The sequence below is a fragment of the Bradyrhizobium sp. HKCCYLS20291 genome, from assembly GCF_051167715.1.
In the GTDB taxonomy this organism is placed as follows: domain Bacteria; phylum Pseudomonadota; class Alphaproteobacteria; order Rhizobiales; family Xanthobacteraceae; genus Bradyrhizobium.
Window position 1 is genome coordinate 142222 of sequence record NZ_JBNPTO010000015.1, and the last position, 23421, is coordinate 165642.

Annotated in this window: 26 protein-coding genes; 5 read left to right on the forward strand and 21 right to left on the reverse strand. The window is 64.9% G+C overall.

Annotation, left to right across the window (positions count from 1 at the left end; translation table 11 throughout):
- Positions 1 to 21: 21 nt before the first annotated feature.
- The 14 genes from pal to ACQR07_RS27930 all read right to left on the reverse strand — a co-directional run bounded on the left by pal (position 22) and on the right by ACQR07_RS27930 (position 13357).
- Positions 22 to 516: a peptidoglycan-associated lipoprotein Pal gene (pal, locus tag ACQR07_RS27865; protein ID WP_434865757.1), complete on the reverse strand. Its 495-nt coding sequence runs from the start codon at positions 514 to 516 to the stop codon at positions 22 to 24.
- A 281-nt stretch (positions 517 to 797) separates the two neighbouring features.
- Positions 798 to 1523, reverse strand: a complete 726-nt coding sequence (locus tag ACQR07_RS27870) for an N-acyl amino acid synthase FeeM domain-containing protein (RefSeq protein WP_434905294.1) — start codon at positions 1521 to 1523, stop codon at positions 798 to 800.
- A gap of 259 nt (positions 1524 to 1782) precedes the next feature.
- The gene (locus tag ACQR07_RS27875; RefSeq protein WP_434905295.1) at positions 1783 to 4116 is read right to left on the reverse strand and encodes a putative bifunctional diguanylate cyclase/phosphodiesterase; all 2334 of its coding nucleotides are present in this window, start codon (positions 4114 to 4116) and stop codon (positions 1783 to 1785) included.
- 249 nt (positions 4117 to 4365) lie between these two features.
- Positions 4366 to 5649 carry a Tol-Pal system beta propeller repeat protein TolB gene (gene tolB / locus ACQR07_RS27880; protein WP_434905337.1) on the reverse strand — a complete coding sequence of 428 codons (1284 nt, stop codon included), beginning with the start codon at positions 5647 to 5649 and terminating at the stop codon, positions 4366 to 4368.
- Between the two features lie 68 nt (positions 5650 to 5717).
- Positions 5718 to 6743, reverse strand: coding sequence for a protein TolA (locus tag ACQR07_RS27885; protein ID WP_434905296.1), 1026 nt, complete (start codon positions 6741 to 6743; stop codon positions 5718 to 5720).
- Positions 6740 to 7219, reverse strand: coding sequence for an ExbD/TolR family protein (locus ACQR07_RS27890; RefSeq protein WP_434905297.1), 480 nt, complete (start codon positions 7217 to 7219; stop codon positions 6740 to 6742). Before ACQR07_RS27890 ends, ACQR07_RS27885 begins: the two co-directional genes overlap by 4 nt.
- Positions 7220 to 7258: 39 nt before the next feature.
- Positions 7259 to 7933: a protein TolQ gene (gene tolQ, locus ACQR07_RS27895; RefSeq protein WP_434865751.1), complete on the reverse strand. Its 675-nt coding sequence runs from the start codon at positions 7931 to 7933 to the stop codon at positions 7259 to 7261.
- A gap of 479 nt (positions 7934 to 8412) precedes the next feature.
- Positions 8413 to 8898, reverse strand: coding sequence for a DUF2852 domain-containing protein (locus tag ACQR07_RS27900; protein WP_434905298.1), 486 nt, complete (start codon positions 8896 to 8898; stop codon positions 8413 to 8415).
- Positions 8899 to 9027: 129 nt separating this feature from the next.
- Complete coding sequence (locus tag ACQR07_RS27905) at positions 9028 to 9753, reverse strand: TetR/AcrR family transcriptional regulator (RefSeq protein WP_434905299.1); 726 nt, start codon at positions 9751 to 9753, stop codon at positions 9028 to 9030.
- 115 nt (positions 9754 to 9868) lie between these two features.
- Positions 9869 to 10966 carry an ISAs1 family transposase gene (locus ACQR07_RS27910; protein ID WP_434902783.1) on the reverse strand — a complete coding sequence of 366 codons (1098 nt, stop codon included), beginning with the start codon at positions 10964 to 10966 and terminating at the stop codon, positions 9869 to 9871.
- A 362-nt stretch (positions 10967 to 11328) separates the two neighbouring features.
- Positions 11329 to 11697, reverse strand: coding sequence for a hypothetical protein (locus ACQR07_RS27915; RefSeq protein WP_434905300.1), 369 nt, complete (start codon positions 11695 to 11697; stop codon positions 11329 to 11331).
- 31 nt (positions 11698 to 11728) lie between these two features.
- Positions 11729 to 12145: a YciI family protein gene (locus tag ACQR07_RS27920; protein WP_434905301.1), complete on the reverse strand. Its 417-nt coding sequence runs from the start codon at positions 12143 to 12145 to the stop codon at positions 11729 to 11731.
- Positions 12146 to 12178: 33 nt separating this feature from the next.
- On the reverse strand, positions 12179 to 12592 hold the full coding sequence (locus ACQR07_RS27925) for a YciI family protein (protein ID WP_434905302.1): 414 nt from the start codon (positions 12590 to 12592) through the stop codon (positions 12179 to 12181).
- A 108-nt stretch (positions 12593 to 12700) separates the two neighbouring features.
- Entirely contained in the window at positions 12701 to 13357 is a 657-nt protein-coding gene (locus ACQR07_RS27930; RefSeq protein ID WP_434905303.1) for a glutathione S-transferase family protein, read from the reverse strand.
- A 557-nt stretch (positions 13358 to 13914) separates the two neighbouring features.
- On the opposite strand from ACQR07_RS27930, the gene ACQR07_RS27935 reads away from it, so the two are divergent.
- On the forward strand, positions 13915 to 14433 hold the full coding sequence (locus tag ACQR07_RS27935) for a winged helix-turn-helix transcriptional regulator (RefSeq protein WP_434905304.1): 519 nt from the start codon (positions 13915 to 13917) through the stop codon (positions 14431 to 14433).
- Between the two features lie 21 nt (positions 14434 to 14454).
- On the opposite strand, the gene ACQR07_RS27940 is transcribed toward ACQR07_RS27935, so the two are convergent.
- Positions 14455 to 15729: a hypothetical protein gene (locus ACQR07_RS27940; RefSeq protein WP_434905305.1), complete on the reverse strand. Its 1275-nt coding sequence runs from the start codon at positions 15727 to 15729 to the stop codon at positions 14455 to 14457.
- 924 nt (positions 15730 to 16653) lie between these two features.
- Here ACQR07_RS27940 and ACQR07_RS27945 point away from each other — a divergent pair.
- The gene (locus tag ACQR07_RS27945) at positions 16654 to 17454 is read left to right on the forward strand and encodes an SDR family NAD(P)-dependent oxidoreductase (protein ID WP_434865741.1); all 801 of its coding nucleotides are present in this window, start codon (positions 16654 to 16656) and stop codon (positions 17452 to 17454) included.
- Positions 17455 to 17461: 7 nt separating this feature from the next.
- Positions 17462 to 17908 (forward strand): hypothetical protein, encoded by a 447-nt coding sequence (locus ACQR07_RS27950; RefSeq protein ID WP_434905306.1) that lies wholly within the window; start codon positions 17462 to 17464, stop codon positions 17906 to 17908.
- A gap of 5 nt (positions 17909 to 17913) precedes the next feature.
- On the opposite strand, the gene ACQR07_RS27955 is transcribed toward ACQR07_RS27950, so the two are convergent.
- The 5 genes from ACQR07_RS27955 to ACQR07_RS27975 form a co-directional block, all read right to left on the reverse strand.
- On the reverse strand, positions 17914 to 18333 hold the full coding sequence (locus ACQR07_RS27955; protein ID WP_434905307.1) for a VOC family protein: 420 nt from the start codon (positions 18331 to 18333) through the stop codon (positions 17914 to 17916).
- Positions 18334 to 18363: 30 nt separating this feature from the next.
- On the reverse strand, positions 18364 to 18732 hold the full coding sequence (locus ACQR07_RS27960; RefSeq protein WP_434905338.1) for a DoxX family protein: 369 nt from the start codon (positions 18730 to 18732) through the stop codon (positions 18364 to 18366).
- Between the two features lie 132 nt (positions 18733 to 18864).
- Complete coding sequence (locus tag ACQR07_RS27965) at positions 18865 to 20130, reverse strand: RNA polymerase sigma factor (RefSeq protein ID WP_434905308.1); 1266 nt, start codon at positions 20128 to 20130, stop codon at positions 18865 to 18867.
- Complete coding sequence (locus tag ACQR07_RS27970; RefSeq protein ID WP_434905309.1) at positions 20127 to 20495, reverse strand: YciI family protein; 369 nt, start codon at positions 20493 to 20495, stop codon at positions 20127 to 20129. The genes ACQR07_RS27965 and ACQR07_RS27970 overlap by 4 nt, the downstream gene beginning before the upstream one ends.
- Positions 20496 to 20594: 99 nt before the next feature.
- The gene (locus ACQR07_RS27975) at positions 20595 to 20927 is read right to left on the reverse strand and encodes a hypothetical protein (protein WP_434905310.1); all 333 of its coding nucleotides are present in this window, start codon (positions 20925 to 20927) and stop codon (positions 20595 to 20597) included.
- A gap of 89 nt (positions 20928 to 21016) precedes the next feature.
- Here ACQR07_RS27975 and ACQR07_RS27980 point away from each other — a divergent pair, with 89 nt between their 5' ends.
- On the forward strand, positions 21017 to 21982 hold the full coding sequence (locus ACQR07_RS27980) for a 2-hydroxyacid dehydrogenase (protein ID WP_434905311.1): 966 nt from the start codon (positions 21017 to 21019) through the stop codon (positions 21980 to 21982).
- 4 nt (positions 21983 to 21986) lie between these two features.
- On the opposite strand, the gene ACQR07_RS27985 is transcribed toward ACQR07_RS27980, so the two are convergent.
- Positions 21987 to 22658 carry a TetR/AcrR family transcriptional regulator gene (locus tag ACQR07_RS27985; protein WP_434905312.1) on the reverse strand — a complete coding sequence of 224 codons (672 nt, stop codon included), beginning with the start codon at positions 22656 to 22658 and terminating at the stop codon, positions 21987 to 21989.
- Positions 22659 to 22747: 89 nt separating this feature from the next.
- On the opposite strand from ACQR07_RS27985, the gene ACQR07_RS27990 reads away from it, so the two are divergent.
- The gene (locus tag ACQR07_RS27990) at positions 22748 to 23392 is read left to right on the forward strand and encodes a glutathione binding-like protein (RefSeq protein ID WP_434905313.1); all 645 of its coding nucleotides are present in this window, start codon (positions 22748 to 22750) and stop codon (positions 23390 to 23392) included.
- Positions 23393 to 23421: the final 29 nt, after the last annotated feature.

Consider the following 23421-nt stretch of genomic DNA (forward strand, 5'->3'; position numbering starts at 1 on the left):
TGAACAGCTATCCGTTCAGATTTATGAACTGGCGTTCAGCACCGTCACCGCACGGCGGTTCTGCGACCAGCACGAGATGTCGTTGCACACCGCCACCGGACGCTCCTTGCCGTAGGAGATCGTGCGCATGCGGCCCTGGTCGATGCCGCGCGAGGCCAGGAAGTTGCGCACCGACTGCGCACGGCGCGCGCCGAGGGCAATGTTGTACTCGCGGGTGCCGCGCTCGTCGGCGTGGCCCTCGACGGTGAAGCTGTAGCGCGGATAGGTCTGCAGCCACTGCGCCTGCTTCTCCAGCGTCGCGATCGCCTGCGGCGTGAGATCGGTCTGATCGCTCTCGAAGAACACGCGGTCTCCGACGTTGACGACGAAGTCCTGCTGGCTGCCTGGAGTCGCAGCGCTGGCCATCGCACCATCGGCCCCGGTGAGATTCTTGTTGGCGCAGGCGCCCATCGACAGCGCGACGGCGAGCACGGCGGCCAACTTCAATCCCTGGAGGATACGCATCTGATATTTCATTCCCGGAGCCTCCACGCTCACGTTCTCAACTGCCATCCGGTCTACAGGGCGATGGTTAAGCGAACGTTCCGTCAACCTTGATGGGGTGTTGCCGAACCCCGTCAAATGCTAACGAAACCCGAAAAAGCGACCGCGATGGTTAATGGGTTGTAAATGTGGCGCCAGGGTGAAGGCAAGTGTTGCCGCGCCCGCATGGCGGCGCTTTTCCGCTGGTTTTGGCGCAAAAGCCACGCGTCGACGGGGACCGCACCGGCCGGAAGGCTGGTGGCCGGCCGTTTTGGTCAGCCGACGCTGGCGACCGGATGAATCCTGAACGAATCAGAGAAGGCGTCGGGCGACGGCCGGTCGAACAACATGCGACGCTCGAACATGGTGGAATGAAGGAACGGATAGCGCGCCAGAACCCGTTCACGAACCGTCGGCAGATGCGAGGCCATCAGGCCGACCGGCTTGACCAGTCCGGGGAACAGGCGCGGCGGGCCCCACGTCTCATGCAGGAAGACGCGATGATAGAACGCCTGATGCTCAGGCCGCACCATCGCGAGTCCATAATCAGCATCGAAATGCACGCCGGCCATCGAGCCGAGACGCACGGTGACGTAGGGCAATGCCGTCCAGGTTCTAGCCTTGTCCGGATCGGCCACGAAGCGCGTGGAATCCACGAACACCAGGCCCTGGTCGAGCTTGGGATGCATGATGTCGCCGAATACGTCGACCGACGGTGACTTGCGCCAGGTCGGCGTGGCGATGTTGATCCGGATCGAACTGCACAATTGGCCGTCGACATGAACGCCGAAGATCCAGGTGCTCGGAAGCTCGTCATATTCATCGAAGACGCGCTCGTCCGCAGAGGCATGAACGGCGCCCTCGCGAAGATAGGCCCGGTAGCGCAAATGATAGATCTCGTCCCGTTCCTGCGCCGTCTGAGCCAGTCGGTAGTCCACGTGGTCCAGCAGGTCCAAACCCCGCATGCTGGCCGCGCTTTTCGCCGCTGTCGCAGCACCCATTAGAGAAACCTCACGTTACGCAACTTTTACGAGCTTGCTCAAGCTTAACAGCTCGTAAAATGCGGCGCAAAACATTCGGTGGTATAAAGTTAACAGCGACTCGAATAGCGACGCTATTCCCGTGGTTTACCGGAGCTGGATGGGCGAGGCGAAAGCCGTTTCGGTTCACTTCTGTAGCATATTAAGGCAAAATCACCTGGGATACGAAATCTCCTTGCGTGTGTGACGCAATTTGCGATTGTACCAACAGGGTGCGCCGTCAGGCGATGGAGCGGATCCCGTCGCTGGTCATGAGCACCTCTTCACCCATACGCCGCCCGTGCGAAGCGTTCAGGAGCTGGCGAATCCGCAAGGCTGGAACGGGACGGCTGAACAGATAGCCCTGGGCCTCGGTGACCGTGCCATCGGCGCTGACCAGCTCGAGCTGCTCGTTGGTTTCGATGCCCTCGACCACGACGGACATGCCGAGATCGGCGGACAGCCGGGCCACACCCCTCAGCAGGGTCAGCGGGCGATCACTGTCGATGCCCTCGAGGAAGGAGCGATCGATCTTCACCTTCTCCAGCGGGAAGTTGTGCAGATAGCTCAAGCTCGAATAGCCGGTGCCGAAATCGTCGAGCGAGATCCGCACGCCGAGCATATGGAGCTGCGACAGCACGTCATGCGTCAGCTGGGTGTTGCGCAGCAACGAGGACTCGGTGATCTCGATCTCGAGACGGTGCGGCGGCAGGCCGGAGACCTCGAGCGCATAGCGGACCTCGCTGAGGACGTCGCGCTGATGGAACTGCTGGGGCGAGAAGTTCACGGCGACGCTCACCGCGTCCGGCCACTTCATGCATTCCAGGCAGGCCTTGCGCAGGATCCAGCGGCCGAGATCCACGATCAGGCCCATGTCCTCGGCGACCGGGATGATGTCGACCGGAGAGACGGTGCCGCGAACCGGATGATTCCAGCGCAGCAACGCCTCGCAGGTCGAGATCTTGCCCGACTTCAGATTGACCAGCGGCTGATAGAACAGCTCGAACTCCTCGTTCGCCAGCGCCTTGCGCAGGTCGAGCTCGAGGATGCGCCGGGCCTCGACGGTCTGGGCAAGCTCGTCGCGGAAGAAGCAGAACGTGCCGCGTCCCTCCGCCTTGGCGCGATACAGCGCCATGTCGGCGTTTTTCAGCAGCGTGTCGGCGCTGATTCCCGGCGCGGTCATGGCGATGCCGACGCTGGCGCCGATCTCGACCAGATGATTGTCGACCTTGTAGCGCTCGCTCAGCTGGTCGACGATGCGTCGCGCCAGCACGGCGGCGTCGTCGTTGGAGCGGATGTTGCGCTGGAACACGACGAACTCGTCGCCGCCGAAGCGCGCCACGAAATCTTCCGGCCGCAGCATGTCGCGGAGCCGTTCGGAGACGGCGCAGAGCAGTTGGTCGCCGCAGGGGTGGCCGAGCGTATCGTTCACCTGCTTGAAGCGATCGAGATCGACGAACAGCAGCGCCGACAACTCGCCGTGACGCTGCGGAATCTTCAACAGGCGCTCGATCTCGTCGCGGAAGCTGACGCGGTTCGGCAGTGTCGTGAGCTCGTCGTAACGGGCGAGATGCGAGATCCGGGCCTCGGCATTCTGCCGCTCGGTGATGTCCTCGAGCAGGACCACGGCGCCGCCGTCGGCCATCGGCTGGAAGGTCCATGACAGCGACCGATCGCGCACGACGTCGGGATCGCTCGTGATGATGTTGTGGGTCTTGGTGTTCTGGATCTCCGACAGGATCAGCCGGCCGCTCGAGGCCGAGATCGCCCCCGAGAGCACGCAGGCATTGATGATGTCGGCCGCCGCGCCGCCGTGGCGCAGCAGATCGTCCGGAAGTCCCATCATCTCGCCGAAGCGGTGGTTCATCACCGCAAGACGGCCGCCCGGGCGGAACATGCACAGTCCATGCGGCATGTTGTTCAGGGCGGTGTCGAACTGATTGGCGAGTGCCGCCTCGCGGTCGCGGGCGGTCAACGCATCGACGAAGATCTGCTGCAGATTGTTGGTGATCTCGCGCAGCGCAAACAGGAAGCCGGCGGCCACGAAGGACAGGCCGATGTAGTAGACCGTGCCGTGGAAGATCAGCGCAATCGAGGTGATCCCAAACGACAGCGCAATCTGCAGATGATAGATCCACGGCCGTCCGAACGTCCGGCCGACGCCGCCCGCGATGTAGCCGACGGTGACCACGATCGAAATCATGTGCACGACGGCATCCGAGGAAAACAGCAGACTGATCGCGCACCAGGCTCCGAGTGCCGCGGCATAGACGATCGCGCCGATCTGGTATCGCATCTCCCAGCGCTCGGCCTGCGACGCCGTCGCATGCGCACGGCCGACGCGGTACCAGTACATGTCGAGCGCTCGCCACGCCCCGCTCAGCACCAGCAGAGCGACGCAGGCCCACAACGCGGGCAGCCCGGTCTTCATCGCCGTGAGCGTGGCCGCCATCGCGACGAGCGCGGCCCCGGCGGCGAGCGATTGTGGATTCTGGAATAGCGAATCTACCAGGGCAGCATTGATTGACGACTGCAACCTGTAGTCGATTTCATCGCTCTGCTTGATGACCTGCATTCGTGGCACGCGTCCTGTTCGGTGCGTACTATTACCGTTCGCAGGTGAAGTCTTTCTGAGGGAACATCGTTAGCGGACCGTTGCCGCAGGCGCGAAGCAGCCAAATTCCAATGAAAATTCAGCAAACTAGGCAAACCCTACCTATTTGTTGCAACGAGCGGTTCCAATTTTTTCGACAACACGCATGACGCGACCGAACAAATCGCGCCACCAGGGCGTGAGCGGCTGCGGCCCGCGGGCCGCAGTCGGTCAGGACAACAGCGGCGACCAGGCCGGGTCGGAGGCGTAGCCAGGCGTTGGCACCTTGAGCTCGTTGCGGCCGGACACGTCGATCGAGTAGAGCGACGGACCTTGGGTCCCGCCGGGATCGCGGAAGAACATGATGACGCGGCCGTTCGGCGAGAACGTCGGGCCCTCATTGTGGAAGCCTGACGTGAGGATGCGCTCGCCCGAGCCGTCGGTCTTCATGATGCCGATGGCGAACTGGCCGCCGCCCTGCTTGGTGAAGGCGATGTAGTCGCCGCGCGGCGACCACACCGGCGTCGAGTAGCTACCCTCGCCGAACGAGATGCGCTGCGCGTTGCCGCCATTGGCCGGCATCACGTAGATCTGCGGCTTGCCGCCGCGATCGCTCTCGAAGCAGATCTGGCTGCCGTCCGGCGAGTAGCACGGCGAGGTGTCGATCGCCGGCGTGTCGGTGAGGCGCGTGGTCGAGCGCGAGCGCAGATCCATCACGAACAGGTTGGAATTGCCGCCCTGCTGCAGGCTCAGGATGATGCGCTGGCCGTCCGGCGAGAAGCGCGGCGAGAACGACATGCCGGGGAAGTTGCCGACGATCTCGCGCTGGCCGGTCTCGATGTTGAACAGATAGACCTTCGGGTCGCCCTGCCCGAACTCCATGTAGGTGATTTCCTGGCTCGACGGCGAGAACCGCGGCGTCAGCACGAGATCGGCGCCGCGGGTGAGATAGCGGACATTGGCGCCGTCCTGGTCCATCAGCGCCAGCCGCTTGACGCGCCGCTCCGACGGCCCGCTCTCGTCGACGAACACGACGCGGCTGTCGAAGTAGCCCTTCTCGCCGGTCATCTGCGTGTAGATCTGGTCGGAGATGATATGGGCGATCCGCCGCCAATATTCCGGGGCGGTGACATATTGTTGGCCGGTCAGTTGCTGGCCCGAGCTCGGGTCCCACAGCCGAAACTCGGCCTTCAATCTTCCGTCCGGCTGGCGCGTCGCGCGGCCCGTCACCAGGCCTCGCAAGTCGAGCGGCTTCCAGCTGGCAAATTGCGGCGGCGCGTCGAAATTACTGATGCGTTCGGGAAAGGCGGCCGGATCGATCGGCGCAAACAATCCACTGCGCTTGAGGTTGTTGGTGATGACCTGAGAAATGCCGTTGCTGACATCGACGTCGCCGGCACCGCCCGGAACAAAGGGCGGGATCGCGATCGGGAACGGTTTGAACTCGCCGCTCGGGATGATTGGGATCCGGCCCTGCTGCTGCGCCCAGGCGGGGCCGAGGCCCAACGCAGCCATGGCGGTCCCGCCCGCCAGCAGGGCCTGGCGTCGCGTGATCTGTCCGGTGTTCCGCGTCGGAGGTGTCGTCAAGTTCGGCCTCTTATGGAATTCATCATTTTGAGATTGAACGTGGTCGGTATCAGCTTCCACTCGCTGTACCGGTTCTTCGGCAGGAACGAATAAGGCGCGCAATTCTCGACCGCCCGCTTTGCGCTTTCCGCCATCGCCAGATTGACCGACCGCGTCGGTCCGCGCATGGCCACGGCGTTGGGCACTCCGGCGAGCGACCCGTCGGGGCGCAGCAGGATGTCGATATCGACCTCGATCTTGTCCTCGTCCACGCCGTTGTAAGGCGGATTGAAGCAGCGGCTGACCGCCTCTTGGAAGGCATTCTGCCAACTGGCGACGTTGGCCTCGGAGGTCCCGCGCACCGATCCCAGCGCCGCATTCGCATTCATCTCGTCACCGGTCACCGCCTGCCGCGTCGGATCCTTCTGGTTGATCGCGGCCGCAATCTTCTCGACATCGTATTTGCGTTCGCTCTTGTGCTTCGGCGGCTCCGGCGTGGCCGCGGCGGTCTGTTGCGGCTTCGGCTTGTCCTTTTTGAGCAGATTGGCGATCTGATCCGGATTGAACGCGTCCGGCTTCTTCTCTTCCGGCTTCGGCTTTTCGGCCGGCGCGGGCTTGGGCGGATCAGGCTTCTTCTCGGCCACCGGCTTCGGCGTGTCCGGCTGCTTCTCGACGGGCTTCGGCGGATCGGGCTTCTTCTCGACCGGCTTCTCCGGCTTGGGCTGCGGATCCGGCGCAGCATCGGTCTCGGTGACCTGCTTGGTGTCGACCCTGCCGACGATGTCCTCGGTCGGTTTCTTCTCGCCGATCCGGTCGGCCAGCAGCTTCGGCGATTCCTTCTTCCCGATGAGCGCGCCGGCCTTGGCCTTCGAGGTGTTGTCCTCGGAGATCACGTCGACCGGGACCAGGTCCTCGGCCGGGACCACCATGGAGCGGGCGGAGAAGCTGAACAGACCCCAGCCCAGCACGAGGACGTGCAGCACCACGGACAGAACCGTGCCCTTGCGCGTCCGGACGAACTGGGTGAGGTCGGAGAACGTCATGAGCCCTGTTCCGGCAGCACGACGATGCTGGCGCGATAGCCGGCGTCGCGCGCGAGCCCCAGCACCTTCATCATGTCGGCGTAGCAGGCATCGCGGTCGCCGCGGATCTTGACGACGTTGTCGCCGCCGCCGGCGCCCGCCTCCTTCATCGCCTTGATCTTCGGCCCGAGCTCGTTGATCGCGATCGGCGTCTCGCCAAGATAGATGTCGACCTTGGAGGCGCAGCCGCCGCCGGTCTTCTTCACGGTGAGCTCGAGCGGCGGCTTGGAATCGGCGGTCGAGGCGGAGCCGCCCTGCGCCTGCGGCAGGTCGACCTGGATGTTCACGGTGAGCAGGGGCGCTGCGACCATGAAGATGATCAGCAGCACCAGCATGACGTCGACCATCGGCGTGACGTTGATCTCCGCCATCACCGGTGCCCTGCGCCGACCGCGGCGACCACTGCCGCCGGACGCGCTTCCCGTGCTCATGCCCATCGTCTGGTACTCACCTTCGGGGCGCCACTATAGCTGCGCTCATCCCCGCTCGTCGATCTGACGGGACAGGATGGCGGAAAATTCGTCGGCGAAGCCCTCGAGCCGCTGCGCCTGCCGGTTCACCTCGGAGGTGAACTTGTTGTAGAAAATCGTCGCCGGAATGGCCGCGATCAGGCCGATCGCGGTGGCGAACAGCGCTTCCGCGATGCCCGGCGCCACCACCGCCAGCGAGGTATTCTTCGACGCCGCGATCGACTGGAAGCTCGACATGATGCCCCAGACGGTGCCGAACAGGCCGACGAACGGGCCGGCGGAGCCGACGGTGGCGAGCACCAGGAGGCGGCGCTCCAGCCGCTCGACCTCGCGCGCGATCGACACGTTCATCACCTTCTCGATCCGCATCTGCAGTCCGGCAAACGAACGCGCGTGGCCCTCGAAGGAGCGCTTCCACTCGCGCATCGCCGCGACGAAACAGGCCGCCATCGATTGCGTGGGCTTGGCCGACAGCGCGCGATACAGCTCCTCGATCGACTCGCCGGACCAGAACGCCTGCTCGAAGCGGTCCATCGAGCGGCGCGTCCGCGAGTACAGAAACAGCTTGTCGATCGCGATCGCCCAGACCCAGACCGAGCACGCGATGAGGCCGAGCATCACACCCTTCACGACCCAATGCGCCTGCCAAAACAGCGCAATCAGGGAGAAGTCGCCGTCCATCCGCAGAATCCTCTCAACCAACCGTCCCGGGTATCCGAACCCATGCATCCGCCGTTCCACAACGGACGCCATCGCGGCGAAAACGCCTACGCGAGAAACCCTGAACTGATCGCTTTAAGAGGCCCGCCGAAGCCACAAGCGGCCTGCTTCCTCTGCCAACGTGTCAAAACAAGGGCTCTCGGCGCCCGTAAGCGCCCCTTAACCAAACCCCCTCCGGGGTTAAGGCGGGGTTACCGCGGGAAGATACGGAGGTCAAAGGGTGAGCCCGGCGAACGAGATAGAGCCTTTGTGATCAGACTCTTGCGCGTGCGGTGGCCGGACGGGCAGCGGCGAGCCGCCGCAGGGCGGCGGGTGCCAGACACGGAAACGCCCGCCGGCGCGGGGGAACCGCGGGCGGGCGTCTCTGAACCGATCTTGCGACCGTCCTCGACCGTCAGGGCGGGGGCTGAAAGCCCCGAGGCCAAGGGATCGGCAGGCGATCAGCTCTGCGGCTGGTCGGTCGGCGGCGTCGGACGCGGCTTGTGCTGGGCCATGAAGGCGTCGAACTCTTCCTTGTCCTTGGCGTGACGCAGCCGGGTCAGGAAGTCGCGGAACTCCTGCTGCTCTTCCTCGAGGCGGCGCAGCGTCTCCATGCGGTATTCGTCGAAGGCGCGGTTACCGCTCGTCGCCGGCTGCGAGAAGCCGAAGTTGAAGCCGCGGCGCTCCATCCTGTCGCGCATGCGGTCCATCTTCCACTGCATCCGCTCCATCTTGTTCGACCAGCGGTCACCGCCGTTCCAGCACGACATCTTTCTGCTCCCGAGTGTGAAAAAGAGAAGGGCAAGTCCGATCGGCCACCAGATGATGAAGCCGAGCACGGTCACGGCGATCCAGCCGGGGTGCCAGGGCGACTCCATCATGTGGGGCCGGTACCTCTGCTCCTCCTCCGAACCGCGCCAACGATTGACATCTGCGGTGTAGGCCATCTCCCTCTCCATTCGCGGCGCCATGCCGTGTGAATGTAAATAACATTTACATAGCTAGACCAAGCCGGCATTTTGTCAAGGCGGCCACCTGACGCGCCGCTCGATTTTATTTTTGGGTTGGCTTTGAACCTATTTCGGCCGGCCCCAGGGCCCGGCCGGCTTTTCGTCATCCGGCAACGGCGGCGGCTCGGCGGCCGCGGACGCGGCAGGCCGGCGATCGGTCGGGAAGCCGAGCCCGCGGAGATAGATCAGCACCTCGGCTTCCAGAAGTTCCTCCGGCGACATCGGCAGCTTGCGCCGGGCGGCGTCGCCGCGGGCGAACAGCGAGGCGATGCCATGCGCCATCGACCAGATGTGCAGCGCCATCATCATCGCCGGCGGCCGCGGCACGCCGGCCGGTGCCAGCGCCGCCAGCCGCTCGGCAGCGGCACGGATCACGCCGAACGCGCGCTCCCCAGCAGCCATAAGTCCGGGTGTGGAATCCGCCGCCACGCCGGATTCGAACATCGCCGAATAGAACGCGGGCTCCGAACGCGCGAAGGCAAGGTAGGCCTTGCCGACCCGCTCGAACGCCGTGACGGTGTCGGGGCGACCGTCATCCCAGGCTGCCGACAGCTGGGCCTCGAACTGCTCGAAGCCGCGCTGGGCGATGCTGGACAGCAATTCGTCGCGATCGCGGAAGTGGCGGTACGGAGCAGCCGGGCTGACGCCGGCCATCCGCGCGGCATCGGCGAAGGTGAAGCCGGCGGCGCCCTTCTGCGCGATCAGGTCGAGCGCCGCCTGCAGCAGCGCCTCCTTCAGGTTGCCGTGATGATAGCCGCGCTCGGCGCGGCGCTCTTCCTTACGCCAGCTCATGTGAAGGGCTTTTACATGAGCCGCATGAAGGGACGCCAGAAACTTTTCAGGCGTTCGCAATTGCCAAGTCTTCAAGGCCCAGGACTCAGGTGCCACCCTCCCCTTGAGGGCAGGGCTATCGCACGTGAGCGAGGAGTTCGAAAAAGAAGTCATCGCTCCAACCGGCGCGCTTGAGCTTGAGACGCAACGAGGTGGACGTATCGGGGTGGGCTCTGGCGACATTGAGGGCCAGGCGCCTGAGCACGGCAAGGTTAGCGGGACCGTTGTCCTTGCGGTTGCGGGCGAGATCCTCGTCGAGAACGACGTCGAGCGGCCAGTGCAGGCCGTTTTCGATGCTCCAATGGGTACGAACGATGCGCAGAACCTCCGTGCGGCTGAAGTTCTGACTCATCAGAAAGTAGCGCTCGACGGTTTTGTCCTTGCCGCGCTTGCTCTTGATCCGCGCGACGGCTTTGAGGCCTGGAAAGTTATGCCTCGCCCCCATGTCCTTGACGGACACCACGAGCGCACTGCGCTTTTCCTTGCGGCCATGGGCTGCATCGGTCGTAGCAACCGCTTTGCTGCCCTTGCGCGCCGCTGCGGCGATTGCCGCACGTGCGTCGGCCAGCAGAGCGGGCTGGTTCTCCTTCACCGCCAGGACGTAGTCGCCACCTCGCGCCACGATCTGCTTGGCCATCTCGCGATGGCAGTGCAGCGCGTCGGCTGTCACAACGCACCCCTTGAGCTGCAGGAGTTGCAGCAATTGCAAAGCGCCGGCCACTTCGTTGTTGTCTGGCGCCAGAACATTGGCCAGGGCCATGCGCGTCTGCGCCGCCCACGCCGTGACCATGACCGGCGGCATGTGGCTCTTGCCGCGCTCATAACCACGCCGGAGCGCCTTTCCATCCAGCGCGATCACGCCCCGCGGCTGTGCGATCTTCGCGCCTTCGGCGAAGGCTTCCATGAAGCGCCGGAATGCCGTCTCGAACGCCTTTGGGTCGAGCATGCGGAACACACGGCTGAACGTGTCGTGGCTCGGAAATCCATGCTTGAGCACCAGCACATCTTTCCAGAGATAGGCCTTCGACCGCGCAAACAGCGCCATGTCGGTACAACTGGTGGCCCCGCACAACGTCGCCATCAGCGCAACGAACAGAAGCTCGGTCAGATCGTGCAGCGCATTGTCCGCGCGCGGGTCGGGCAGGTCTTCGAAGCATTCCGAGAATCGATCCATCGGCAGCTCCTTCCATCTCAGGAGCCACCTTCAGAATCGATTTTTGACCAGATCACAATGCCTTACAGGGCTGGTTCACATGCGATTCCCCTGCCCTTGAGGGGGGGGTCGATCGTCCGCGCAGCGGGCGAGCGGGGGTCAGAATGAAATACACAGACCGTGGTAGCCAAGGGTGACCGGTTAAACATCGGCGTCGAGATCGCCGAGGGTCTGTCACCCCACCCCGGCTCGCCTCCGCTTCGCGGATCCGAGCCGACCCTCCCCCTTCAGGAGAGGGTCGGCACCAGACTTGCCGCGAGACGCGGGTTTGCGGTTCTACGCCGAGAGGAGGCGCTGGTCTTGCCCCCTCTCACCAGTGCTCCCTAACCTCCCGGGATCGGCAGCACCGGCATGATCTCGACGCGCTCGCCGGGGAAGATCGAAAAATGCGGATGATTCTCGAACATCCTGGCGGCGTCCTCGTGCGAGGCGGCGCGGACCACCGTGAAGGCGCCCATCTCGTTGGTGATGTCGTTGACGCCACCCTTGTCGACCCGCTTCGTCTTGCCGAGCGGGCCGCCCATCGCAACGATCGCGTCCTTGTGCTTTTCGACCCAGGCGTGCCAGGCGGCCATGCCTTGCTGCCCCTTGGTATTGCGCTCGTCCTCCGACATCGCCTCCCAGGCTTTCCAGGCGGAACTGGTCCTGCTGCCGAGAAAGACGGCGAGATAGGTATTGCTGTTGTCGCTCATGGCACTTCCCTTCCTGCTGTGAATGGACTCATCAGGCGCGGCCAGCATGCGGCAGTTCGGAAAAGCCCGCCGCGGCCTGTTGCACCTCTTCTGAAAAATCCGTCATCTCCTGGACCTGACGGATCTCGATGATCTCGTTGTCGGAGGCCGGACACTGCTTCGCCCAGACAATCGCTTCGGCACGGGAGTCGACCTCGATCATCCAGTAGCCGCCGAGCACCTCCTTGGCTTCGGCAAACGGTCCGTCGGTGACGACGGGCTTGCCGCCGGCGAACGAGACGCGCGCGCCCATCGACGGCGGATGCAGTCCTTCGAGCGTGATCAGCACGCCTGCATCCTTCAGCGCCTCGTTGTAGCGCATCATCGCCGCGACGCGCTCGGGATCGAGCTGCACGTCGGGCGGCGCGCGCTCATAGCCGAGCGGGATCATCAGCATCATGAATCGCATGGCGTATTTCCTCCTGATCCGCGCGCCGGGCACTCAGCGCTTTGCAGACAATCTGCGCTGCCGCTCTTCCTTCTCGCGCAGTTGCGGCGTGAACGCTTCGCCGAAATCCTCCGCCGCATAGACCTGGCGGATCTCGATCTCGCCGCTCGGGAACGGAGCACGCTGCATGTACGCGATCACCTCATCGAGCGAACCAGCCTTGAGCATCCAGAAGCCGGCGGCGAGATCGCTCGTGTAGTCGAAGGGCCCGCGTGCGACGCGCGCAGTTCCATCGGAGAACGCGATGCGCGCGCCCTTGGCCGTCGGATGCAGACCTTCGCCCGCCTCCATCATGCCGGCTTCGATCAGTTGCTCGTTGAAGCGGCCCATCGCCGCGAACTCCTCCGTGGTCGGCAGGATTCCGGCTTCCGTGTCCCTGGTCGCCTTCACGATCACCATGAACCGCATGGTCGCTCTCCCTGATGCTCTCGGCAGGACTGCCCTGCTCTCCTCAGAAAGACGATCCGCGGCCGCGCCGACCGACACGGTTCGAGATTATTTTTTGCCGTTCCCGGATCAACCCGGCTCCTGCGGGAACATATGGAAGTAAGGCTCGGCCTCCGCGAGCACCCGTGCGACGCTCGGCCGCGCCTTGAGACGGTCGAGATAGGCCGTCACTGCGGGCAGGTCGGCACCGAGCGGCTCGACCTTGTCGGCGTAGAACAACGCCGGCAGGGCGGCGCAATCGGCCAGCGTGAAGCGATCGCCGGTGGCCCAGCCCTGCGGCGGCAACTCGGCCTCGAGCATCGCATAGGATGACCTCAGACGGCTTCGCGCTTCGGTCACGGCAACGGCATTGCGCGCATCGGCCGGGCGCAGCCGGTCGAACACGATGGTCTGCGTCGGCAGGTGCACATAGAGATCGAGAAAGCGATCGCGCAGGCGCGTCTGCAACGCACGGTCGGGATCCTCGGGAATGAAGCGCGTCGCGCCCGGATGATGCTGATCGAGATATTCGATGATGATGCTCGATTCCGGGATGGTGCGCCCGTTCTGCTCGTCGCGCAGCACCGGAAATTTTCCGACCGGCCACAGCTTCAGGAACGCAGCGCGCTCCTCCGCATCACCGAGATTGACCAGCCTCGGCGTGAACGCGACATTATTCTCATACAGCGCGATCAGCACCTTCCAGCAGAACGACGACAGCGGGTGATAGTAGAGGGTAAGGAACATGGCGCGCTCCTGGTTGGTAGATGTGACAACACTTTCGCTTGCGCCCCGCTCGTACAACTAAGACGGTGCGCGCTCCCTCTCCCCCTTCTTACGGGGAGAGGGTCGGGGTGAGGGGCAGCCACACGGGCGGTGCAGGTTCTGTGCGGTGAACGAGATTGCTAGGATAAGTACGCCCTATCTCTTCCATCACTGCGGACCAGTTGTGCCCGTCCGACGGACCGTGATCCGAGCTTCGTCACTGCCATGCCCCTCACCCGGATTGCTACGCAATCCGACCTCTCAGCGCGAGCGCAGCTCGTCGCGCCCCCGCAAAGGGGCGGGGAGAGGTTGGCGCGCCATCGAGCGCTCACGCCTGCCGCGCTGGCGCTTAGCGCCGCGATCAAGACGCCGCTCGACAGCGCCGTGCTATCGATCAGCTTGAGCTTCATGCGTGCCCCAGCTTGAACAGCCGTCCATCGACGCCTCCCTAACCGCTTTCATTTTGCAAGCAGTTGGAGAATGCCGGGACCGGTGCAATATTGCAAGCAGTTTATCGCACATTGCCCGATGAGATTCCGATGTCCGAACTTCAGCGCTCCGGCTGCCCGATCAACCTCACGCTCGAAGTGGTCGGCGACAAATGGAGCCTGCTGATTATCCGTGACATGATGTTCGGCAACCGCCGCCACTACCGCGAGCTGCTCGGCGGCTCCGAGGAGGGCATCTCTTCCAACATCCTGGCGGACCGGCTGAAGACGTTGCTCGCCGCCGGCATCATCAGCCGCGAGGACGATCCGAGCCACAAGCAGAAGGGCATCTATTCCCTGACCGAGCAGGGCATCGAGCTGCTGCCGATCCTCGCGCAGATGGCCGGCTGGGGTTACAAATATCTGCCGGTGTCAGACGAGCTCGGCATCCGCGCCCGGCTGCTGACGGAAGGCGGACCGAAGATGTGGGCCGACTTCATGGACGAGCTGCGCGAGATCCATCTCGGCATCAAGCGGCGCAGGAAGGCGGGACCGAGCGTCGGCGAGCGGCTGCAGGCGGCCTATCAGAAGGTGGTCGCTGAGAGGAAGGCTGCTGCGAGCAAGGCGTAATCGGACGCGGCGCCGGGCCGATCAGAACTGCGTGTTGTCGGCCCTGTAGCGCGACGATTTGCGCGGCGCCCGTTCCGGGGCCTGCTCCAATTGCGCGATCGGACGGCGGTAAGTCTCGGCACGGCGCAGCCAGCCGGCCTCCCAGACGCGGTTCGACGGCAGATTGCGAACCCGCTGCTGCAGCACGCCCTGCACCGCGTCGGAATATTCCGCGAGCACGGCCTTGGGCTCGGTCGTGGTGCCGTTCATCTTGAGCAGCACCTGCTTGAGACCCCAGCCCTGCCGCTGCCCGGTCTCCTTGTCCACGGCCGTCTCGGACGGGTTGGTGCCCTCGCCCTTGAAGTTGATGTAATCGATCAGCGGATAGAGATCGTCCGAGGCGCGCACGACGCGCGAATATTGCGCGACGATGTGCTCGCGCTCGGCACTGTCGGGCGTGTTGGCGAGGATCTTGTCCATCGCGCCTTGCGCGCGGGCGACCAGGAACTGCGTCTGCTGGGCGATCGTGTCGAGCAGAAATTGCCGCAACTGGCGCATCTGCGGCGAATTGAAGTTCTTCTTGAACTCGGCCCGGCTGTTCCACGGGCACGGCGGAACCGATGACTTGTCGAGCCACGCCGGGACCGGCGTCTTGCTCTTGCGCAGAAACGCAATCAACCCTGGAAAGCCCTCCTCGAAGGGCGGCTTCGCAGTGACCGGGTACCAGATGAAATGACCGATGCCGAGCGAGGCGAACTCCTCGCCGGCATTCCACGACGTGATCGCGTCGCGCCGGCCGCCGGCCTCGTTGATCCAGATCTTGCGGCCGATCATCTGCGCCACATCGGCCGGCAGTGCTCGCTGCGGGACGGATAGATTCCTGCCGCTCTTCGCATCCTTGGCGTCGCGCCCCGAGGTCTTCGAATCCGTCTTGTTCGAATCGGTCTTGCGCTCGGCGGTCGCCGGCTTCGCAGGCTCGGTCGACGGCATGACGGTTTTCGTGCTCGACGACTGCGCTTCAGACGGACGTCCGACCGTCTCCTGCTCCGGCTTCTGCGGCTGTGCCGGTTGCAGCGCGGGCTGGGACGGCGGAGCCTGCGGCGGCGATGCAGCGTCGTGGGGCAGCGCCTGCTCTGTCACCGCGGGCTTCGCAGCGACCGCGCCGTCCGCCGACAACGCTCCGTGCGCCGTCAGGCCGAGAAGGACGCAGGACAGCAGCAGCGTGCGATGCGCGCACAGCAGCCCGCCCGGCAGCCTCCGGCTACCGTTGCTCTGGGAAAGAATGGTGATTCGCTGGCTGATGAACTGACCGCCCATGTCGATTCTACCGAGGCTCTCGAACTCTACGCTACCGGTTCAGGATTCGTCCAAATCCGACCCGACGGGCAAATCAGCCGACGGGCTCGCCGTATCATGTTTTACAGAAAACGCCCTGTTGGACGCGTCGGCGCCGACATCGACCCGCCGCGCCAAGAAGCTTTTTTCGTGAAGACTTTCAAGTCGATCACCCGTGTCCAGTCCTTGCCGTCAAAATTTTCCACTTTCGTTTTTACAGAAAATTTGATCTCTTAACCATGTCCTGTTCCCGATCGAGAGGGACGTTTCGCGGTCGTCACGAACGTTGGGAGTGGGATGCGGTGGACGCGTCGATGTTGGTGCGTGGAGCATGATTCGGAACCGGAGGCTGTCGACGCGTATTGCGCCACAGCTTTCCGACAAGATCATGCTCAGAAATGGACACGCAGACGAACAACGTGGCGCGTACGGCGAAATCGTGTGGTCCTGGCATCCCGAAGCTGGTGCCGTGTCCGGTGCGTGTGCGCATTGGGGCCGAAACGGGGGCAAGACAGCCGGTCCCCGGGGAGAGCGCGTATAAGCCGTCAGACCATCGCGCAGGGAAGGCCGGGATGTCTCAGCCGAACCTGTGGTTCCTGCCCCGTGCATTCTTCCCGCACGGGGGCCATGGGGGCGGCAAGCTCCCGGTCTTCCCTGCTCCCTCCGATCGGTGAGGGAGACGAATCGAGCAAAGCTCGGGCGCTTCGCGCCGCGAGAACGCGAATCGATGCCCCTGTTGCTACCCCTGGCTGTTTGACAAGGTGCGCGAACTTCGCTGCGTTATGTCGCGGTCCGGATTGAACGCACACTCACCGTTTGTGACGGCCTTCACAGCCTGTCCGCACCGCCCATGTTAGGAACCGCAATGAGAAAGAGCCGGGCCGCCGGCCGAAGGAGCCGATTGCCGTGACGGACTCACCGACGACGACGCAGAGCGAAAAGGTGGCCCTGGTGACCGGGGCGGCGCGCGGCATCGGGCTGGCGACCGCCAGGCGATTTCTGCACGAAGGCTGGCGCGTGGCGCTTCTCGACATCGAGCAGAAGCTGCTCGCCGACGCGACCACCTCACTCAAATGCCCGGAGCGGACCCTCGCCTTGCATTGCGACGTCTCCGATGCCGCGATGGTGGCCGATGCGCTGGAGCGCATCAATGGACGGTATGGCCGCCTCGACGCGCTGGTGAACAATGCCGGCGTTGCGCGCTTCGCGCCGATCATGGAGACCAGCGAGACCGACTGGCAGCGCATCCTCGACGTCAATCTGACGGGGCCGTTCCTGTGCACGCGCGCGGCGGTGCCGCTGATGCGCGAGCATGGCGGCGCGATCGTCAACATCACCTCGATTTCGGCCGTGCGCGCATCGACCTTGCGCTCCGCCTACGGCACCAGCAAGGCGGCGCTGGCGCATCTCACCAAGCAGCTTGCGGTCGAGCTCGCCTCGGCCGGCATTCGCGTCAATGCCGTGGCGCCGGGCCCGGTCGAGACCGCGATGGCCAAGGCGGTGCACACGCCGGAAATCCGCGCCGACTATCACGATGCCATTCCGCTCAACCGCTACGGTCTCGAAGAGGAGCTGGCCGAAGCCATCTTCTTCCTCAGCTCCGAGCGATCGAGCTATATTACCGGACAGGTGCTGGCCGTGGACGGCGGCTTCGATGCCGCCGGAATCGGACTGCCGACGTTGCGCGGTCAACGCAGGAACGCATGAGACTAAGATGCCGAGCCGGATGCGCATCATCCTGACGTTGCTGCTCGCGGTCGTCCTGTGGGGGATCGCGACGATGCTGGCGCGCGCGGATATCCGCATCATCTCCTCGCCCGGCGGCGAGGTCGGCTCGTTCCTCGACCTGTTCGAGAAGGTGCGCGCCTCCGGCGAGCGCGTCATGATCGACGGTCCCTGCCTGTCGGCCTGCACGCTGGTGCTGAGCGTCGTGCCCGGGGATCGCATCTGCGTGACGCGCCGCGCGTCGCTCGGCTTCCACGCCGCGCGATCAGTCGACCGGCGCGGCCGCATCTATGCGGAGCCGGAGGCCTCCAAGCTGGTGCTAAAGACCTATCCAACACCGGTGCGCAGCTGGATCGAGCGCCGCGGCGGCCTGACGTCGCGGCTTCTGCTGTTGCGCGGGCGCGAGCTCAAGGCGATGTACGCCTCGTGCCGCTAGCGGCGTCACGCCTCGAAGCCGTCCGCCGGGGAATTGATCATCCACGGAATGCCGAAGCGATCGACGCCCATGCCGAAGCCCTTCGACCAGAACGTCTTGCCGAACGGCATCGTCACGGTGCCGCCCGCGATCAGCGCGTTGAACTTGCGCTCGGCCTCGGCCGGATCGGTGATCTGGAGCGAGACCGAAATGCCGTTGGGCTTGCCTTGATAGTATTCCGGCGGCGAATCCGAGGCCATCACGGCATCGCCGCCGATCGAGAAGCGCACGTGCATGATCCTGTCCTTGTGCTCGGGCGCGGACGGCATCTCCGGCGGAGCCTCGCCATAGCGCATCATCATGTCGACCTTGGCGCCGAGCACGTCGCCATAGTGCTTGAGGGCCTGCTCGCAGTCGCCGTTGAAGGTGAGATAGGGACAGATCATGGTCATGCTCCTTGGTTGAGACGTCAGATGTCAGCGCAGCGGCAACAGCGCGCGCAGCCGGCGGTCGCGCAGCCACAGGCCGCCCCACACCATCAGCCCGAGATAGAGACCGAACAGCACGTGGCTGAACAGCGGACTGCCGATCCGGACATGCGAGGCGATGGCGCCGCCGAGATAGCCGGTGAGCAGGATCGCCCCCAGCAGCGAGGTCGCCGGCAGCGCATAGAGCGCGGTGCAGAGCAGCGTGATCAGCCCGAGCGCCCGCGCCATGGCGTCGCTGCCGCCATAGCCCATCTGATCCATGGTCTGGGTGACGACCGGCAACGGGATCAGCTTGATCGCGCCGTCGAACGCCAGGAACAGGATCACCAGTCCGCTGAGGATGCGGCCGCCCCACAACTCGGCGCGCGAGACTGGCTGGTCCAGGGTGATCGTCGACATTTCAAGCTCCTCCCGGTGATGCTGATTCAAGGACGAAAGAGGGATCATACGTCCGACATGTGTGCGGAAAAAATGACGCTCATCTCAGGCTCAGCGGCTCGCGCGAGCGGTGGTGCCGTCCTGCATCAGGCGGTCGAGCTGCATGCGGATGTGGGCCGCTTCGGCCGAGCTGTGCGCCAGCGCGATGGCGCGATCGAACGCGGTCCGCGCTTCCTCGTTGCGCCCGAGCTGCATCAGCAGCGCGCCGCGCACGCCGAAGAAATAGAAATAGTTGCCGAGCCGGCTTTCGAGCGGCGCGATCAGGTCGAGCGCGGCTTCGGCGCCGCGCACCTTGGAGACGGCCACGGCGCGATTGAGCGTCACCACCGGCGAGGGCTGCACCACCTCGAGCGCACCATAGAGCAGGTCGATCTGCGTCCAGTCGGTGTCCTCAGGCCTGGCCGCACGCGCATGCAGCGCGGCGATCGCGGCCTGGATCTGGTACGGACCGCTGCGGCGATGCCGCATCGCCTTGTCGATCAGCGCCACGCCTTCGGCAATCATCGACTGGTTCCACAGCGTGCGATCCTGGTCCTCGAGCAGAATCGGCGCGCCCTCGGCATCGAATCGGGCGGCCGTCCGCGCGTGCTGCAACAGCAGCAGCGCGGTCAGTCCCATGATCTCAGGCTCGCTCGGGAACAGCCGCAGCAACAACCGCGCCAAGCGAATGGCTTCGTCCGAGAGCGGCTTGCGCAGCGCGGCGGTGTCGCCGCTGGCCGAATAGCCCTCGTTGAAGATCAGGTAGATCATGGCGGCGACCGCGAACAGGCGCTCGGAGCGCTCGACCGCGCCCGGTGTTTCGAACGGCACCTCCGCCTGCGCGACGCGCGCCTTGGCGCGGGTGATGCGCTGCTCCATCGCCGCCTCGCTGACCAGGAAGGCGCGGGCGATCTGCTTCACCGTCAATCCCGATACCACGCGCAGCGCCAGCGCGATCTGCTGCGTGGCCGGCAGATCCTTGTGGCAGCAGATGAACAGCAGGCGGAGGATGTCGTCGCGATAATGCGAGCCGTCGAGCCGGTCGGCGATCGCGCTCTCGGCGTCGTCGAGATCGGAGATGGCCTCGTCCTCCGGCAGCGGCTGCTCGCGGCGGACGCGCCGGACCTCGTCGATGGCCGCATTGCGTCCGACCATGATCAGCCACGCCGCCGGATCGCGCGGCGGCCCGTTCTGCGGCCAGCTCTTCAGCGCGCGCAGGCAGGCGTTCTGGAACGCCTCCTCCGCGGTGTCGAGGTTACGGAAGTAGCGCAGCAATGCGCCGACGGCCTGGGGGCGTGCTGATGTCAGGGCCGCATCGATCCAGGCCGCGTCGCTCATGCCAGCGCTCCGCCCGGCCTGAACGTGCCGACCGGACGGATCTCGTAGGAGCCGCCGGGATTGGCCTCGCCGAGGTCGCGCGCGACCGCGAGCGCCTCGTCGAGATTGGCACAATCGACGATGTAGAAGCCGAGCAGCTGCTCCTTGGTCTCGGCATAGGGGCCGTCGAGCACGAGCGGCGGATCCTCCTTGCGCAGCGTGGTGGCCGCCGTGGTCGGCAACAGCCGCGCCACCGGCCCGAGCCGTCCCTGTTTGGTGAGCTTCTCCTGGATCACCGCGAGCTTGGCCATGACCGCCGCGTCCTGGTCCTTGCTCCAGGCGCAGACGACATCCTCATCGTGATAGCAAAGCAGCGCATACAGCATCGGCACACATCTCCATTCGTCTTCAAGACGGCGGAGTATGCCCGTGGCCGACAGGCCCGCGAAGAAAATTCGCGGGTTCCCTCGGCGGAAACGCTCCGGCTACCAGGAGATGCCGTACTTTGCGGCGATGTTGCGCGCCCGCGTCTCCTGGGCGCTTTCGCGCGGCTGCTTGGCCCGTCCGGCCTGACGTTGCGACTGGCCCTGCCCCTGACCTTGACCCTGCCCTTGGCCTTGCCCTGCGGCAGTTTGACCGCCCGCATTTTGCGCCATGCCCGGTGCGCCACCGCCCGGCTGGCCTGCAGCCTGCGGCTGACCGCCGCCCTTGCCGATGGAGATGCCGTTGGCCGACAGGATCGAGCCGACGTCGATGGTCTGAGCCTGGGCCGAGGCGGATGCGACGACGAGGGCGGTGACGAGAAGCAGTTTGCGCATGACGATGTCTCCGTGTTGATGACCGGAGATTGGCCTGCCCGCCCGATCTGGTATGTGGGACAGGTCACTCAAGCTTCGAGGATCCTCCGATGACCAAAGGCGCGCTGGCGCTCCTGATCCATGGCGGCACCGACAACTGGTCGCCGCAGCGCTGGAAGGCGCGCTTCGACGACGTCTGCGCCGATCGGCCCGTGGTGCTGCTGCCCGATGCCGGGCTCGATCCGGCCGACGTGCACTATGCGGCGGTGTGGAAGCCGGTCCCCGGCGAGCTCGCCGGCTTCCCGAACCTGCGCGTGATCTTCAACCTCGGCGCCGGGGTCGACGCGTTGATGGCCGACAAGACCCTGCCCGGCGTGCCGCTGGTCCGGGTCGCCGTCGACGACCTCACCGCGCGCATGACCGAATATGTCGTGCTGCACGTGCTGATGCACCATCGTCAGGAGCTGTATCTGCGCGAGTCGCAGCGCGTGAAGCGCTGGGCGCCGAAATATCAATGGCCGGCGGCCGCGATCAACGTCGGCATTCTCGGGCTGGGCACGTTGGGTGCCGATGCGGCCGAGGTGCTCAAGCGCATCGGCTTCCAGGTCGCCGGCTGGAGCCGCAGCGCGAAGCAGGTCAACGGCATCGAAAGCTTCCATGGCGCGGCGCAGCTCGACGCATTCCTGGCACGGACCGACATCCTGGTGTCGCTGCTGCCGCTGACGCCGGATACGCGCGGCATTCTCGATCGCAGCATGTTCGCGAAGCTGCGGCGCTCGTCGCCGCTCGGCGCGCCGGTCATGATCAATGCCGGCCGCGGCGGCCTGCAGAACGAGGCCGACATCCTCGGCTGCCTGGACGACGGCACGCTCGGGTCGGTGTCGCTCGACGTGTTCGGGCAGGAGCCGCTGCCCGCTGACAGCCCGTTCTGGACCCATCCCAAGGTGGTGCTGACGCCGCACAACGCCGCCGACACCGATGCCGACGCCATCTCGCGCTATGTTGCCGAGCAGATCGCGTCGTTCGAGGCCGGCGGCGCACTGCGCAACATGGTGGATCGCGAGAGGGGGTACTGAGACGCTATCTGCCGCCCACCATCACATCGATCGCACCGGCGACGATCGCCTCCAGGTTCTCACGCGGTACCCGCGCCCGGGCACGGACCGCGATCGAGTGGACCGTCGCCGACGCCAGTTGCGCCAGAACGAGGGGATCAGCACTGTCCGGCAGTTCGCCCTTCTCCTTGGCACGCCGGAAGCAATGCGCGAACGCCTTGTCGAGTTCGGTCAGCGCATTCTGCACCATGGCGCGGATGTCCGGATCGGCGACGGCCTCGGAGCCCGCGGTCATCACCGTGAAGCAGCCGCGCGGCCCCTCCTCGCCGGAGAGATAGATGTCGAGTGCGGCCGCAAAGATCTTCTGCAATTGCTCGCGCACCGGCGCGTCATCACGAAAGATGTGCCCCATCACGGCACGGGCGTTGTCGCGGTAGCGCTGATAGCTCTTGATGTAGAGCTCGCGCTTGTCACCGAACGCACCATAGAGGCTCGGCCGGTTCATGCCCGTGGCGGCGCTGAGGTCGTCGAGCGACGTCGCCGCAAAGCCCGTCGACCGGAACAGGTCGAGCGCCTTGCCGAGGGCTATGTCCGGCTCATAGGCGCGCGGCCGACCGCGCCGTTTCGGCTCGGCCGTCGCGGCGGGCTTTTCGGTGGGAGGGTCGCCATGCGGCGGCCCCTTCTTTTTTTGTACCATTTCGCACTAAATTCCTTGACCCATTTCATATTATGCGAGACAGTATAAAAATCAATCAATGCTCCGCTCCGGAGCTCCGGGAGACGTCCATGGACCTGTATTTCTCGCCGCTCGCCTGCTCACTCGCCACCCGCATCGCGCTCTATGAGGCAGGTGCCGAGGCGACTTATCTCGAGGTCGATCCGAAGACCAAGATCGTAATGAACGACGGCTCGGATTTCCGCAGCGTCAACCCGCTCGGCCTGGTGCCCACGCTGCGCACCGATGACGGCGACCTGCTGACCGAGAACGCAGCGATTCTCCAATATGTCGCCGACCACTTCCCCGAGGCGAAGCTCGGCACCGGACCTGGCATGGACCGCAGCCGTCTGCACCAATGGCTCTGCTTCATCGGCACCGAGCTGCACAAGGGCCTGTTCATTCCGGTCCTCGACCGGACGGCACCGGAGGAGATGAAGGTTCACGTCCTGAAGAAGAACCTGTCGCGGCTCGATCATCTCGACAACCATCTGCGCGGCCGCGCGTTTCTGCTGGACCACTTCACCGTCGCCGATGCCTATCTCGTGACCGTGATCAACTGGACGATGGCGACGCCGCCGATCGAGCTCGCCAAATGGCCGGCCGTGAAGGCCTACTACGAACGCCTGCGCACGCGGCCATCGATCGCCCGCGCGATCGCCGAGGAGTTCGAACTCTACAAGGCGGAACTCGCGCGGCACAAGGCAGCTGCCTAGCAGCGATGCTTGACCGCGGTCAGTTCGGG